A 12,418-nucleotide genomic window follows, 5' to 3' on the forward strand; every position below is an offset into this window, starting at 1 on the left:
AGCCGACCGCGCAGGCGTCTCATACGGAGGGTTCCGGCTCAAGTCACGGGCGGTTTCACGTTTCGCACCGGCGGGTGCCCCTCGTCGGCGCAATGCTTTAGGGACGGGAGATCACCGTTCACGAAGGACACACCGCACACATGCCCATCGAAATCCGCCTCCTCGCCTGGTCCTGCTTCCTCGGCCTCGTCCACATCATCGCCGCCTCCTACAGCGGCCTGCAGCAGCGGGGCGGGTTCACCTGGGCCGCCGGCAACCGCGAGGGCAAAACGCCCGAGGTGACCGGGGCCGCGTCGCGCCTGGAGAAGGCCTCGAAGAACTTCTTCGAGACGTTCCCGATCTTCGCCGCCCTGGTGCTGGCCTGCGTCGCCACCGGCCGCCACAACACCGCGGTGGTGCTGGGAGCCTACCTCTACTTCTTCGGCCGCCTCGCCTACCTGCCGGTCTACGGCCTCGGCATCCCCAAGGTCCGGTCGATCCTCTGGGGCGTCTCCGTGGTCGGCATCCTGCTCGTGCTGTGGGGCCTGTTCGTCAAGATCCTGCCGTACTGATCGATCGACGATTCCCCGAGGGAAGGTTCCGGTTCTCCCCCTCGCGGCTCCCGGCTTCACAGTTCTTGCGGGATGCCCGAGTCCGCTGTCTGGAAGGCGGAGCGATCACAGAGGAACCGGGACGGGCCCCCTCTCCTGTTTGGGCGACGGAATTCACCCATTTGCGTTTTTACTGGCAGAGCGCGTTCCTCTCCCCCTTGCGGGGAGAGGTTAGGAGTGGGGGTGGTTGGGTGACCCTCCGCCGGCTGAGGCTGGCGGAGCCACCCCCACCTCCAACTCCTCCCCGCAAGGGGGAGGAGAGCCGCGTCGCGCTGACAATGTGTGAATGCAGCAGCCTGTTTGGGTGAGGGTCGGGGTGAGGGTCGTGGATTGTCCGAAGAGTTCGCACACCTCACCCCAACCCTCTCCTTCCAGGAGAGGGAGCCCCGGTGCGCCTCCCGCCCGCATCCGGATGCCTGCCGCTGCATGGAATCGGCCCATTCGCACTTGTGTGAATCCGGTAGCCTTTCAGGAGAGGGTGATCGCGGACGAGGGTCGCGGTCTGAAGCCGCCGCCGAATGGCGTCGTCGAAGCAGCGCCCCCCGTGCGCATCCCCTCGCCCCGCTTGGCTGGGGAGAGGGACGCGTCTCCCCTCGTCGGGGAGCGCGTCGAGGCGGCAGCCGAAGGTGAGGGGGCCAATTCGGATGAGACTCTTCCGGAATCGCCCCCTCACCGTCGCTGCGGCTCCGCCTCCGCTCGCCGCAGGCACGGCGGGGTGCCTGCGGCCCTCTCCCCGCAAGCGGGGAGAGGGGGATGCGCGCAGACGCTCTGCGCGAACGGGCAAGGACCGGCCCAAACGCATGAACCGGGCCTGTCGGATGCCGAGATCGCCGACCTCGCGGCGTTCTATACCGGCATCGCCGTCGCGGTGCCGCCGCCGGGGTGGGCGGCGGGCCGGCGGTCAGTCGAGGCACTTTTGGAAGTAGAGCTGCCGGATGCGTTCCATCGCCTCGAACCCCGCGGCCCTGGGGCTGAGCAGTTCCGGCCCGTCCGGGACCCGGCCGAAGAAGGCGTTCGACAGGTCGACGACGAAGCCGCGCTCGCCGGTGTAGAGGTCGTCGCGGTTCTTGACGTTGACCGATCCGCAGACCCACGGGCCGTCGGCCCGGCGCAGGGCCGTCACCTTGGGGTCGAGGGCCCGGAAGCGCTGTCCGACGAGATCGAGGACCGTGCGCGTGTCCGCCCGGCCGAGCACGGCCTCGGACCCGTCCTCGACGATCTGCGCGCGCGCCGCGCACGACCCGGCCACGAGGGCGAGACACGCCCATACCGCGACGCGTCTCATCGGTCCGTCCCGGAGCGTGGGCGTGAACGTGGGTGTAGGCTTGGGGCTATGCCGAACCGCATGGCGCCGGCTCAGCCCCGGCCCCGCGCGGCCCGCCGGCCCGGTGTCCCGGCCTTCGACGCCGGCGCCGATCCGGCGATGAGGATGTCGAGGGACCGGCGCACGATCTCCACGGCGGCGACGCCCTCGGCATCCGCCTCGGCCTCGACCCGGGCCCGCTCCGCCGCGGGCATTCCGTCGAGGAGCACCCGTGCGACCCCGACCGACGCGTCCTTGTGATGTCCGCCCATTGTGCTTGCGCCGATCTCTGTTCCAGGTCGCATGATCGGCACTGAGCTTATGAAATTCTCATGAGATCAGCACCGAAGCCCGGCCTCATCTTGAACGAGACTGTCGCCCTGTCCAGCCCCCGGGCGACGGCGGCTCGGCCTCGCTCAGGCGTCGCGCCCCCACGACAGCCCCAGGACCGCTCCGAGATAGGTCTCGTCCACCTCGCAGAACGGCACGCCGTCCGGCGTCGCCAGGACGGCCGCGACGGTGAACAGGGGGGTATCGGCCGCGGGCGGCGCCGCGGCACTACCCAGGGGGTGCACCGCGAGGGTGCGGCGGGTCGGCAGCAGGGCCTGGACCACCCGGCCGAACGGCACCCCCGTGGCGGCGAGGTTTTGGTTCATCGCCGGGGTCAGGCGGCCGGGCACGTACCAGTTGTCGGCCACCGAGAGGACGTGCGGGCCGCAGACGAGGCGGACGCGGCGGTAGCGGGCGGTCTCGTCGGGCCCGAGGCCGAGGCGACGGTGCTGGACGTCCCCCAGCGGCTTGTCCGGCCCGGGGATGCGCTCGGCCACGAGGGCCGCGCCCGGCAGGCCGCGCTCGGCGCACCACGCCTCCAGCACGGCGGTGGCGCTCGACCCCACCAGCAGACGCGCCGTGAGGGCGGCGATGAGCGCCTGCGCCTGCCCGTCGAGGGCCGGCGGACCGGCGGGCGACGTCATGGACGGAGGCTTGGGCGAGGGAGGTCCGAGGATGGGAACCGGGTCGGCATGATCACCAACGAGCGAACGAGCCTCAGCATCGGGGCGCGGGGCCCGCGGCGGACATCCGCCGGGCCTGCATCCTCGTCACCCCGTCACGGCCGGACCGGAGAGGCGCGCAACATCTTTTGTAGATTTGATCGTCCGACGACGGACCGGACTGGTGGAGCCTAACGGGATCGAACCGATGACCTCTTCCATGCCATGGAAGCGCTCTCCCAGCTGAGCTAAGGCCCCACATCTTGTCGTCTGGTCGTCTTCGTATCAGGTCTGAAAGACCGGATTGGTGGAGCCTAACGGGATCGAACCGATGACCTCTTCCATGCCATGGAAGCGCTCTCCCAGCTGAGCTAAGGCCCCACTTTGCCCCGAAACCGGCCTGGGGGGCCATCTCCGGGAGCGTTTCGACCGGCCTCCGCGGTGGCGGCCGGCGATGGCGGTTCTATATTCGGCCCCCGCGCGGGCCTCAACCCCCTTTCTCGCCGGCCGGCAAAGTTTTTTGCCGGTTGGCGAGAAGCTGTCGGATTCACCCATCCGCCCGGTGGCTGTTTTTCGAAGGCCACGAAGAGCCGGCATCGAGCGCGACAGGCTCCCTCTCCTGAAAGGAGAGGGTTGGGGTGAGGTGTGTGGACTCTCCGAATAAGTCCCACACCTCACCCTGACCCTCTCCTTCCAGGAGAGGGGACCCGCGCTGCCCGCGAAAGGTGTGAATGTCGTCGCTCTGAGGGGGCTCAGCTCTCCTCGTCGTTCTCGATGTCGCCGTCGATGAGATCGGCCACGTCGTCGTCGCCGGCATCCTCCTCCTCGAGGAAGGTGTCGTCGGCATCGGCCGTATCGGACTCGCTGTCGTCCGTGGAGGTGTCGGCCTCGTCTTCCGCCGCCTCGACCTCGTCGAGGGAGACGATCTCAGGACCGCCCTTCTCGGCGTCGGTGTCCTCGTCGTCATCGGCCGGCACGGCGGCGGCGCGGGCGGCGAGGGCCGGGGCGGCGACGCGGCTGGTGGAGGCGATGGCCTGATAGATCGTCCCGCATTTCGGGCAGGTGGCCGGGTCCTTGTCGAGGTCGTAGAACTTGGCGCCGCAGCTCATGCATTGACGCTTCAAGCCGAGTTCCGGTCTGGCCACGGGCAACCTCTAGAGTCATTTTTCGGGGAGGGGCCCCGTTAGTCGTGCGCAACGCTCCTGTCAAATACCCGTGACGTTCCGCGGGCCGGGGGCGTTTTCCTGCGGTGATCCCCGCGACGGCGGACGGCTCGGATGACGCGGCCCCGCCTGCGTGATAACCGGCCTGTCACGTGCGGGATCAGCGATCCCGCCCCCCGGAGCGGACCACACCCCGCGAAGCCGAAAAGTCCCCAGCCCGTGTCACACGATTCCGCGCCCCAACCCCTCACCGCCACGGCGGGCCTCGCCCTCCAGGGCTCGCTCCGGCCGCCGGGCGACAAGTCGATCTCGCACCGGGCGATGATTTTGGGATTGCTCAGCATCGGCGAGACCCGGGTCGAGGGCCTGCTCGAGGGCGACGACGTCCTGCGCACGGCCGCGGCGGCGGAGGCGCTGGGCGCCACGGTGGAGCGCCTCGGCGAGGGTCGCTGGCGCATCGTCGGTGTCGGCCTCGGCGGCCTCGTCGATCCGGCGGACATCCTCGATTTCGGCAATGCCGGCACGGGCTCGCGCCTGATGATGGGGGTCGTCGGCGGCCAGCCCGTCACCGCGACGTTCGACGGCGACGCATCCCTCCGCAAGCGCCCCATGCGCCGCATCCTCGATCCCCTGGTCCGCATGGGAACGGAAGTGGTGAGCGAGCAGGAGGGCGGGCGCGTGCCCCTGACCCTGCGCGGCCCGCGCGAGGCGATCCCCATCACCTACGAGACGCCGGTGGCCTCGGCGCAGATCAAGTCGGCGGTGCTGCTGGCCGGCCTCAACGCCCCCGGCATCACCACGGTGATCGAGGCGGCCGCCACCCGCGACCACACCGAGCGGATGCTGCGGCTGTTCGGCGCCCATGTCGAGGTCACCGCCCACGGGCCGGAGGGCCACGGCCGCACCATCGCGCTCACGGGCCAGCCCACCTTACGCGGCACAGACGTGGTGGTGCCGGCCGATCCGTCCTCGGCGGCCTTCCCCCTGGTGGCGGCCCTCATCGTGCCGGGCTCAGAGGTCGTCATCGAGGGCGTGATGATGAATCCCCTCCGCACCGGCCTCATCACCACCCTCATGGAGATGGGCGCCGACATCGAGCGCCTGCGCGAGCGCGACGAGGGCGGCGAGACCGTGGCGGACCTGCGCGTGCGGGCGAGCCGCCTGCACGGCGTCGACGTGCCGCCCGAGCGGGCGCCGGCGATGATCGACGAGTATCCGATCCTGGCCGTCGCCGCGGCCTTCGCCGAGGGCACCACCCGGATGAACGGCCTGCACGAGCTGCGGGTGAAGGAATCCGACCGCCTCGCGGCGGTGGCCGACGGGTTGAAGGCCAACGGCATCGCCCACATCGTCGAGGGCGACGACCTCGTGGTCCACGGCGACGGCACCGCCCCGAAGGGCGGCGGCACCGTGGCGACGCATCTCGATCACCGCATCGCCATGGCGTTCCTCGTCCTCGGCCTCGCCACCCGCGAGCCCGTCACGGTCGATGACGGCGCCATGATCGCCACGAGCTTCCCGAGCTTCCTGCCGACCATGCAGGCGCTGGGCGGACGGATCGCGCCATGAGCGACATTCCTCTGGTCATCGCCATCGACGGGCCGGCGGCCTCCGGCAAGGGGACGCTCGCCAAGCGCATCGCCGCCCATTACGGCCTGCCGCACCTCGACACCGGCCTGCTCTACCGGGCCGTGGCCCTCACCGTCATCGACGCCGGCTGCAACCTCGACGACCATCAGGCCGCGGCGCGGGCCGCCGCCGGCCTCATCGCCGACCGCCTCGCCGACCCGCGCCTGCGCGACCGGGCCATGGGCGAGGCCGCCTCGCGCATCTCGGCGGTGCCGGCCGTGCGCTCGGCGCTGCTCGCGTGGCAGCAGCGCTTCGCCGGCAACGGCACCGGCGCGGTCCTGGACGGGCGCGACATCGGCACCGTCGTGTGTCCCCAGGCCCGGGTCAAACTGTTCATCACGGCGGCCCCCGAGGAGCGGGCACGCCGGCGCCACCTCGAATTCCAGCGCCGGGGCGAGACCACCAGCCTCGGGGCGATCCTCGACGACATCGTCGCCCGCGACGCCCGCGACGCCCAGCGCTCCACCGCCCCCCTCAAGGCGGCCGCCGACGCCGTGGTGCTCGACACCACGGACCTCGACGCCGACGCCGCCTTCGCGGCGGCGCGCGACGTCATCGACCGCGCTCGGCCGCATTAGCTCCTCCTCTTGTGAGACGGCACGGCTGCGCGCATCCCCCTCTCCCCGCAGGCGGGGAGAGGGCCGCAGGCACCCCGTCGTGCCTGCGGCGAGCGAAGGCGCAGCCGCAGCGATGGTGAGGGGGTGATTCCGGAGGAGCCTCCTCCGACGAATCCCCCTCACCGTCGGCTGCCGCCTCGACGCGCTCCCCACCAAGGGGGAGACGCGTCCCTCTCCCCGCAGGCGGGGCGAGGGGGTGCGCGCAGAAGCTTCGCCGGTTCGATGAACGATGGCGAAGGCGCCCATCCGAGGCCCCTCAATCCCCCGCCGCACCGAAGCGGTTGGGGCCGGGCGTGCCGCGCCGCAGGACGGTCTCCAGGAAGAACCACACCGAGACCCCCAGCATCGCCACGAGCAGGCCGATCACCGGGAGGGGGTCGGACTCCACGAACCGGTCGAGGGGCGCGAAGCCCAGGGCCTGGGCGAGGCCCCAGACGGCGAGCCATCCGGCGGAGCGGTCGCGGTCGTGCAGGCGGCGGGCCGTGGCGGCCAGCGCCATGAGCCCGATCGCGGGAAGGGCCGCGACCGTGAGGATCGCCGGCCAGCGCGCGCCGAGGGCGGCGAGCCAGATGCCGAGGCAGAGTAGGACGGCGCCGGTCAGGATCGTCCGCACCACGAACCGGCGATAGGCCGCCACCGACATCCGCCCGCGCGGGTCGAAGGCGCGTCCAAGTATTCCAAAAAACTTCATGTGCCGCGCGGCTTCACCCGCCGGGTCGGCGGTTCGGCGACGGGGTCCTCGGGCCAGGGATGGCGCGGATAGCGTCCGCGCATCTCGGCGCGCACGGCGCTCCACGAGCCGCGCCAGAAGCCGGGCAGGTCGCGGGTGATCTGGATCGGCCGCGAGGCCGGCGAGAGCAGGTGCAGCACCAGGGGTACCCGGCCGCCGGCGATCGACGGGTGGCGTTCGAGGCCGAACAGCTCCTGCACCCTGACCGCCAGCACCGGCCCGCCCTCGGCGGCGTAGTCGAGGGGGATGCGCGAGCCCGTGGGCACCGCGACATGGGTCGGCGCCTCGGTGTCGAGGCGGGCGCGCAGGTCCCACGGCAGCAGGGCGTGCAGCGCCCGGCCGAGATCGTCGGCGGTGATGGAATCCACGGTCAGGCGCCCGACGATCTCGGGGGCGAGCCAGTCGTCGACGGTCGCCGCGAGGGCCGCGTCCGACAGGTCGGGCCAGGACGCATCGGCCGCGCGCAAAAAGCGCAGGCGGGCGAGCCATTGCGACAGGGCCGGAGGCCAGGGGAGGGCGGCAAGGCCGATCTCCGCGATGCCCCCGGCCAGGATCGCGGCGGACTCGGCGTCCGGCGGGACCGGCAGGATGCGCTCGCCGAGGGTCAGGGGGCCGAGGCGGCGCAGGGCCCGCGCCCGCAGGGCCCGGGCGTCCCGGTCGAAGGCCACCTGGGTGATGGCGGCGATGCGCTCCGGAAACAGCGCCTCGATGGCCTCGAGACCGATGGGGGCGGCGGCCAGAATCCGGGCCTTGGCGGCGGTGCCGACGATGTCGGCGACCACGAGGAAGGGTTCGCGGGCAAGGGCGATGGCCGGGTCGAGGCGCCCGGCCCGGCCGTTGGCCATGACGAACTCGCCGTCGCGGCCCCGCGCCCGCGCCACCCGGTCGGGATAGGCCAGGGCCAGGAGCGGACCGGGCTCGGTGAGATCGGCGGGGGCGGCTTTGACCTCGGCCACGAAGGCCTGCGCCTGCTTCGCCCAACCCTGGGCGAGGCGGCGCATGTCCTGTGCGCGGGGGCCGCGGTCCCTGGTGTAGCGGTCGACCCGGTCGCCGAGGTCGACGGCGTCGCCGCCGAGGCCGCGCTCGACGATCACGGCGGCCAGATCCGCCGCCTCGCGCGCCCGGCCGTGCCCGGCGGCGCCCACCACCATCCGGGCGAGGCGCGGGGGGAGGGGAAGGGCGCGGAGCGCCGTGCCCGTGGCGGTGAGGCGACCGTCGCCGTCGAGGGCGTCGAGGTCGCGCAGCATGGCGCGGGCCTCCGCGAGGGCCGGGGCCGGCGGGGAATCGAGGAACGCGAGGGTGGTGGGGTCGGCGACGCCCCAGGCGGCGCAGTCGAGCAGGAGGCCCGCGAGGTCGGCGGCGAGGATTTCCGGGCGCCCGAACGGCTCGAGGGCGTTCGTCGCCGCCTTCGACCACAGGCGGTGGCAGACCCCCGGCTCCGTGCGGCCGGCGCGGCCCCGGCGCTGATCGACGGAGGCGCGCGAGGCCCGGGCGGTGACGAGGCGGGTCAGGCCGATCCCCGGCTCGTAGACCGGCACCCGCGACAGGCCGGAATCGACGACGATGCGCACGCCCTCGATGGTGAGGGAGGTCTCGGCGATGCTGGTGGCGAGCACGACCTTGCGCCGGCCGGGCTCCGCCGGGGACACGGCGCGGTCCTGCTCGGCCGGCGGCAGGGCGCCGTACAGGGGGGCGACGTCCGTGCCGTCGTCGAGGCGGTCGGCGAGCAGGGTCGCGACCCGGCGGATCTCGCCCTGACCGGGCAGGAAGGCGAGGACCGACCCCGGATCGGCGCGCAGGGCCCGCAGGATCGCGTCCGCCATGGCCTCCTCGATGCGCCGGTTGGGGTCGCGCTCGGCGTACCGGGTCTCGACGGGGAAGGCGCGGCCCTCCGATTCGATCACCGGCGCGTCGGCCAGCAGACGGGCGACGCGGGCCCCGTCGAGGGTCGCCGACATCACCAGGATGCGCAGGTCCTCGCGCAGGCCGGCCTGCGCGTCGAGGGCCAGGGCGAGGCCGAGATCGGCGTCCAGCGAGCGCTCGTGGAACTCGTCGAACAGCACGGCGCCGATGCCCGAGAGCTCGGGATCGTCCAAAATCATCCGGGTGAAGACGCCTTCGGTCACCACCTCGATGCGGGTGCGGGCGGAGATTTTGGAGCCGAGGCGCACGCGCAGGCCCACCGTATCGCCGACGCGCTCGCCGAGGGTCCGGGCCATGCGCTCGGCCGCCCCGCGCGCGGCGAGGCGGCGCGGTTCGAGCAGGACGATCTTTCGGCCCGCGAGCCATGGGGCGTCGAGGAGGGCGAGGGGCACGCGGGTGGTCTTGCCGGCGCCGGGCGGGGCCACGAGGACGCAGGCGGCGCGGGCCGCGAGGGCTTCCCCGAGGGCGGGCAGCACCGCTTCGATGGGCAGATCGGGCATGGGAGGCACGGACATCGCCCATGCTGGTGCCGCGAACCGGGCGTTGCCGCAAGCCGGCGGAGCGGATGACGGCGCGAACCGGCCGCGGACGCGTCCCGGTTCAGGCCGCCCGCACGGTGGCGAGGAAGCGTCCGACCTCGCCGGCGAGATGCTCGGATTGCCGCGACAGTTCGGAGGCCGCCGACAGCACCTGGCTCGCCGCCGCACCGGTTTCCTCGGCGGCGCGGGCCACCCCCACGATGGTGCCGGTCACCGCGCCCGTGCCGAGGGACGCCTGGGTGACGTTGCGGACGATCTCCCGCGTGACCACCCCCTGCTCCGCGACCGCCGCCGCGATGGCGCTGGCGACGCCGTCGATCTCCCGGATGCGAGCCGCGATGCCGTCGATGGCCGAGACCGCCCGCGCCGTCGCGCCCTGGATGCGGCCGATCTGGCCGTTGATCTCGGCGGTGGCGCGGGCGGTCTGGCCGGCCAGGTCCTTCACCTCGGTGGCGACCACGGCGAAGCCCCGGCCCGCCTCTCCGGCGCGGGCCGCCTCGATGGTCGCGTTCAGCGCCAGCAGATTGGTCTGCCCGGCGATGGCGGCGATGAGGGTCACCACGTCGCCGATCCGCGTCGCCGCGCCGTCGAGGTCCTGCATCAGCCGCGCCGTCTCGGCCGCCTCGCCGACGGCGACCTGGGTCAGGCCGGCCGATCCCCGGACCCGGCGGGCGATCTCCTCGACGGACGCGCCGAGCTCCCCGGCGGCGGCGGCCACGGAATCGACGTTGGCGGCGGCTTCCTCGGCGGCCGCCGCCACGGTGCCGGATTGCCGGGCCGTCTCGGTGGCCGTGCCGGCCATGCCTTCCGCGGTGCCCTGGAGTTCGGTGGCCGCCGACGCCACGAGGCCGACGATGCCGCTCACGGCGCGCTCGAAGCCATCGGCCATCCCCCGCACGGCCGCCTTGCGCTCGGCCTCGCCCCGGCTCCGGGCCGCCGCCTGCGCGCGGGTCAGGCCGTCGTTCTCGACCATCTTCGCCTGGAAGATCGCGAAGGCCCGCGCGATGGCCCCGATCTCGTCCCGCCGCTCCAGGCGCGGCACGCTCACGGAAAGGTCGCCCCCGGCCAGGCGCTCCATCGCCCGCGCCATGGTCCGGAGCGGCCCGGACATGCGCTGCCCGACCCACCAGGACAGGGACGCGGCGCACAGGATCGTCAGGCCGACGATCGCCCAGAGCAGGTCGGCGAACCGGGCCCGCGACGTCGCGCTCTCGGCCTGCGCCCGCGCGTAATCGGCCTGCCCCGCCCGCTTCACCTCGGCGACGAACGGCTCCAGGCGTCCGTAGATCGCCGCGAGATCGTCCGCCTCTTCCCGGAGGCTCGAGGCGCCCGCCGCATAGGCGAGGAAGCGGCTCTCATACGCCTTGATCAGGCCGGCGATCTCGGCTTTGACGGCGGGCGCCAGGGACGAGGCCGGAAGCGCGGCCTCGAACTCCGACACCCGCTCGCGCAGCTCGTCGGCGTACCTGTCCTCGCCGCGCAGCATGAAATCCTTCTCGTGCCGGCGCATCATCAGCATCAGCACGGACAGGCGCGGCTGGTCGAAGGCGAAGAGGCGCTGCTCCACGGCGTGCACCGCCGTGCGGAGGGCGTTCTGCAGGCCGTCCCGCTCGGTGAAGCCGAGGGTGCGCTGGGCGGCGGCGACGTTCTGGAACCGGATGGCGTAGATGTCGAGCCCGGCGCGGATCACCTCGGCCTTGCGCAGGGGGTCGTCGGCCGGGAGGGACGCGACGAGGTCCTCGACGGCGCCGAGGCGCTCCCCCGCCCGGGCGACCGCCGCCTGCCGCCGGCCGATGAGGGCGTCCCGGCGGCGCAGCAGGAACTCCGTCTCGATCTGACGGGCGGCGAGGAGGTCGTCGGCGACGGCGGAGATCTGCTCCTGCAGGTGCAGGCTCGCATCGGCGACCTGCTGGTAGCGCGCCTGCGCGTGCGCGGCCACGAACGACACGATGCCGAGGGTCAGTACGCCGCCGACGCCGAGGGCGGCGATCTGGAACCGCAGGTCGAACCGGAGGGTGGGCACTCTCATGGCGGCGGCAAGTCCCTGAAACCAGCGGGACATTAGACGGGTAACAATTAATTTTCCGCCGCGGCGACCCGCTTTATCCAGATCGCCATCGATTAAAGGTCCCGCTCTATTTCGTCACGGACGACAAGGAAAGACGAAGAAGACTTTTGGACCGACAAACGACGTCGCCGCCTAGTCCTGCGGGTGACGGCGAGCTTTTCCCCTCCCGCCCGACCACGCGAAACAGTCCTCGCCGTCCGCGTCCGCGCGGGGGTGCGCATCCAAAGCCTTCCGAACCGTCGCGTTGTTGGGGACGACGGTGCCACCGGCCGCATCGGCCCGACGGACGCGCGGCCCACGCCGCGACCCGCTGGTTCCGGCGCGGCCGTGGCGGCGGGATTCGGCGCCGAAACCGCGGCGGAGTACTTAATCCCGCGTTCACGACGAAAAAATTCAGTGGTTTCAGGCCGTTGGCGGCGATTCGCGACCGAATCCCCGGGAACGGAATCCGGACCGGCGACTTGATGCCCCGACGCCCGCGGGGCGCATCGACGAAAGACGAACCGCATGACCAAGATCGCCATCGCACTCGCCGCCAGCACCCTGCTCGGCGCCCTCGGAATGACCGCCGCCTCCGCCGCCCCGGCCCTGCCGGTCGGCGCCGCCATCGTCGGCGGCGATCACGCGGTCGACGAGGCCGCCTACCGTCACCGCCACTACCAGGGCATGCGCCACCGCGGCATGGGCCACGGCCGCCACATGCGCCGCATGCCGGCCTCGCGCATGGGCAGCAACCCGAATTCGCGCAACCCGCAGCAGCCGGGCTTCATGCAGCAGAAGGGCCAGACCACGGGCGGCCCGCGCTACTGAGTTTTTTCCACCACGCCGGCCGGTCAGGTCGGATGAAGGGGGCCGGTGCGCGAG

The 12,418-nt window shown here is 72.5% G+C and carries 11 protein-coding genes and 2 tRNA genes; 4 read left to right on the forward strand and 9 right to left on the reverse strand.

The window, feature by feature from the left end:
* Positions 1 to 140: 140 nt before the first annotated feature.
* Positions 141 to 551, forward strand: coding sequence for an MAPEG family protein (locus FV218_RS06855; RefSeq protein ID WP_147709180.1), 411 nt, complete (start codon positions 141 to 143; stop codon positions 549 to 551).
* A 940-nt stretch (positions 552 to 1,491) separates the two neighbouring features.
* Here FV218_RS06855 and FV218_RS06860 read toward each other — a convergent pair.
* The 6 genes from FV218_RS06860 to FV218_RS06885 all read right to left on the reverse strand — a co-directional run bounded on the left by FV218_RS06860 (position 1,492) and on the right by FV218_RS06885 (position 4,030).
* Positions 1,492 to 1,875 carry a hypothetical protein gene (locus tag FV218_RS06860; RefSeq protein ID WP_147709181.1) on the reverse strand — a complete coding sequence of 128 codons (384 nt, stop codon included), beginning with the start codon at positions 1,873 to 1,875 and terminating at the stop codon, positions 1,492 to 1,494.
* Between the two features lie 71 nt (positions 1,876 to 1,946).
* Positions 1,947 to 2,165 (reverse strand): hypothetical protein, encoded by a 219-nt coding sequence (locus tag FV218_RS06865; RefSeq protein ID WP_147709182.1) that lies wholly within the window; start codon positions 2,163 to 2,165, stop codon positions 1,947 to 1,949.
* A 144-nt stretch (positions 2,166 to 2,309) separates the two neighbouring features.
* Positions 2,310 to 2,867, reverse strand: a complete 558-nt coding sequence (locus FV218_RS06870) for a hypothetical protein (protein ID WP_147709183.1) — start codon at positions 2,865 to 2,867, stop codon at positions 2,310 to 2,312.
* Between the two features lie 200 nt (positions 2,868 to 3,067).
* Positions 3,068 to 3,143 (reverse strand) — tRNA-Ala (locus FV218_RS06875).
* Between the two features lie 47 nt (positions 3,144 to 3,190).
* A tRNA-Ala gene (locus tag FV218_RS06880) sits at positions 3,191 to 3,266 on the reverse strand.
* A gap of 371 nt (positions 3,267 to 3,637) precedes the next feature.
* Positions 3,638 to 4,030: a TIGR02300 family protein gene (locus FV218_RS06885; RefSeq protein WP_082476545.1), complete on the reverse strand. Its 393-nt coding sequence runs from the start codon at positions 4,028 to 4,030 to the stop codon at positions 3,638 to 3,640.
* A gap of 237 nt (positions 4,031 to 4,267) precedes the next feature.
* Here FV218_RS06885 and aroA point away from each other — a divergent pair, with 237 nt between their 5' ends.
* Both aroA and cmk read left to right on the forward strand, forming a co-directional pair.
* On the forward strand, positions 4,268 to 5,617 hold the full coding sequence (aroA, locus tag FV218_RS06890; protein ID WP_147709184.1) for a 3-phosphoshikimate 1-carboxyvinyltransferase: 1,350 nt from the start codon (positions 4,268 to 4,270) through the stop codon (positions 5,615 to 5,617).
* Positions 5,614 to 6,255 carry a (d)CMP kinase gene (cmk, locus tag FV218_RS06895; protein ID WP_056093058.1) on the forward strand — a complete coding sequence of 214 codons (642 nt, stop codon included), beginning with the start codon at positions 5,614 to 5,616 and terminating at the stop codon, positions 6,253 to 6,255. Before aroA ends, cmk begins: the two co-directional genes overlap by 4 nt.
* Positions 6,256 to 6,550: 295 nt before the next feature.
* On the opposite strand, the gene FV218_RS06905 is transcribed toward cmk, so the two are convergent.
* The 3 genes from FV218_RS06905 to FV218_RS23415 form a co-directional block, all read right to left on the reverse strand.
* Positions 6,551 to 6,985 (reverse strand): DUF805 domain-containing protein, encoded by a 435-nt coding sequence (locus tag FV218_RS06905; protein WP_147709185.1) that lies wholly within the window; start codon positions 6,983 to 6,985, stop codon positions 6,551 to 6,553.
* Complete coding sequence (gene hrpB / locus FV218_RS06910) at positions 6,982 to 9,462, reverse strand: ATP-dependent helicase HrpB (RefSeq protein WP_147709186.1); 2,481 nt, start codon at positions 9,460 to 9,462, stop codon at positions 6,982 to 6,984. The genes FV218_RS06905 and hrpB overlap by 4 nt, the downstream gene beginning before the upstream one ends.
* 85 nt (positions 9,463 to 9,547) lie before the next feature.
* On the reverse strand, positions 9,548 to 11,515 hold the full coding sequence (locus tag FV218_RS23415) for a methyl-accepting chemotaxis protein (RefSeq protein ID WP_187272985.1): 1,968 nt from the start codon (positions 11,513 to 11,515) through the stop codon (positions 9,548 to 9,550).
* Positions 11,516 to 12,061: 546 nt separating this feature from the next.
* On the opposite strand from FV218_RS23415, the gene FV218_RS06920 reads away from it, so the two are divergent.
* The gene (locus FV218_RS06920) at positions 12,062 to 12,364 is read left to right on the forward strand and encodes a hypothetical protein (protein WP_147709188.1); all 303 of its coding nucleotides are present in this window, start codon (positions 12,062 to 12,064) and stop codon (positions 12,362 to 12,364) included.
* Positions 12,365 to 12,418 lie beyond the last annotated feature (54 nt).

Origin of the sequence: Methylobacterium sp. WL69, assembly GCF_008039485.1 — a bacterium.
Taxonomy (GTDB): domain Bacteria; phylum Pseudomonadota; class Alphaproteobacteria; order Rhizobiales; family Beijerinckiaceae; genus Methylobacterium.

Excerpts from the sequence above, each read along its gene's own strand:
- FV218_RS06855 (WP_147709180.1), top strand. The coding sequence starts at position 141 with ATGCCCATCGAAATCCGCCTCCTCGCCTGGTCCTGCTTCCTCGGCCTC.
- FV218_RS06860 (WP_147709181.1), bottom strand. The coding sequence starts at position 1,875 with ATGAGACGCGTCGCGGTATGGGCGTGTCTCGCCCTCGTGGCCGGGTCG.
- FV218_RS06865 (WP_147709182.1), bottom strand. The coding sequence starts at position 2,165 with ATGGGCGGACATCACAAGGACGCGTCGGTCGGGGTCGCACGGGTGCTC.
- FV218_RS06870 (WP_147709183.1), bottom strand. The coding sequence starts at position 2,867 with ATGACGTCGCCCGCCGGTCCGCCGGCCCTCGACGGGCAGGCGCAGGCG.
- cmk (WP_056093058.1), top strand. The coding sequence starts at position 5,614 with ATGAGCGACATTCCTCTGGTCATCGCCATCGACGGGCCGGCGGCCTCC.
- FV218_RS06905 (WP_147709185.1), bottom strand. The coding sequence starts at position 6,985 with ATGAAGTTTTTTGGAATACTTGGACGCGCCTTCGACCCGCGCGGGCGG.
- hrpB (WP_147709186.1), bottom strand. The coding sequence starts at position 9,462 with ATGTCCGTGCCTCCCATGCCCGATCTGCCCATCGAAGCGGTGCTGCCC.
- FV218_RS23415 (WP_187272985.1), bottom strand. The coding sequence starts at position 11,515 with ATGAGAGTGCCCACCCTCCGGTTCGACCTGCGGTTCCAGATCGCCGCC.
- FV218_RS06920 (WP_147709188.1), top strand. The coding sequence starts at position 12,062 with ATGACCAAGATCGCCATCGCACTCGCCGCCAGCACCCTGCTCGGCGCC.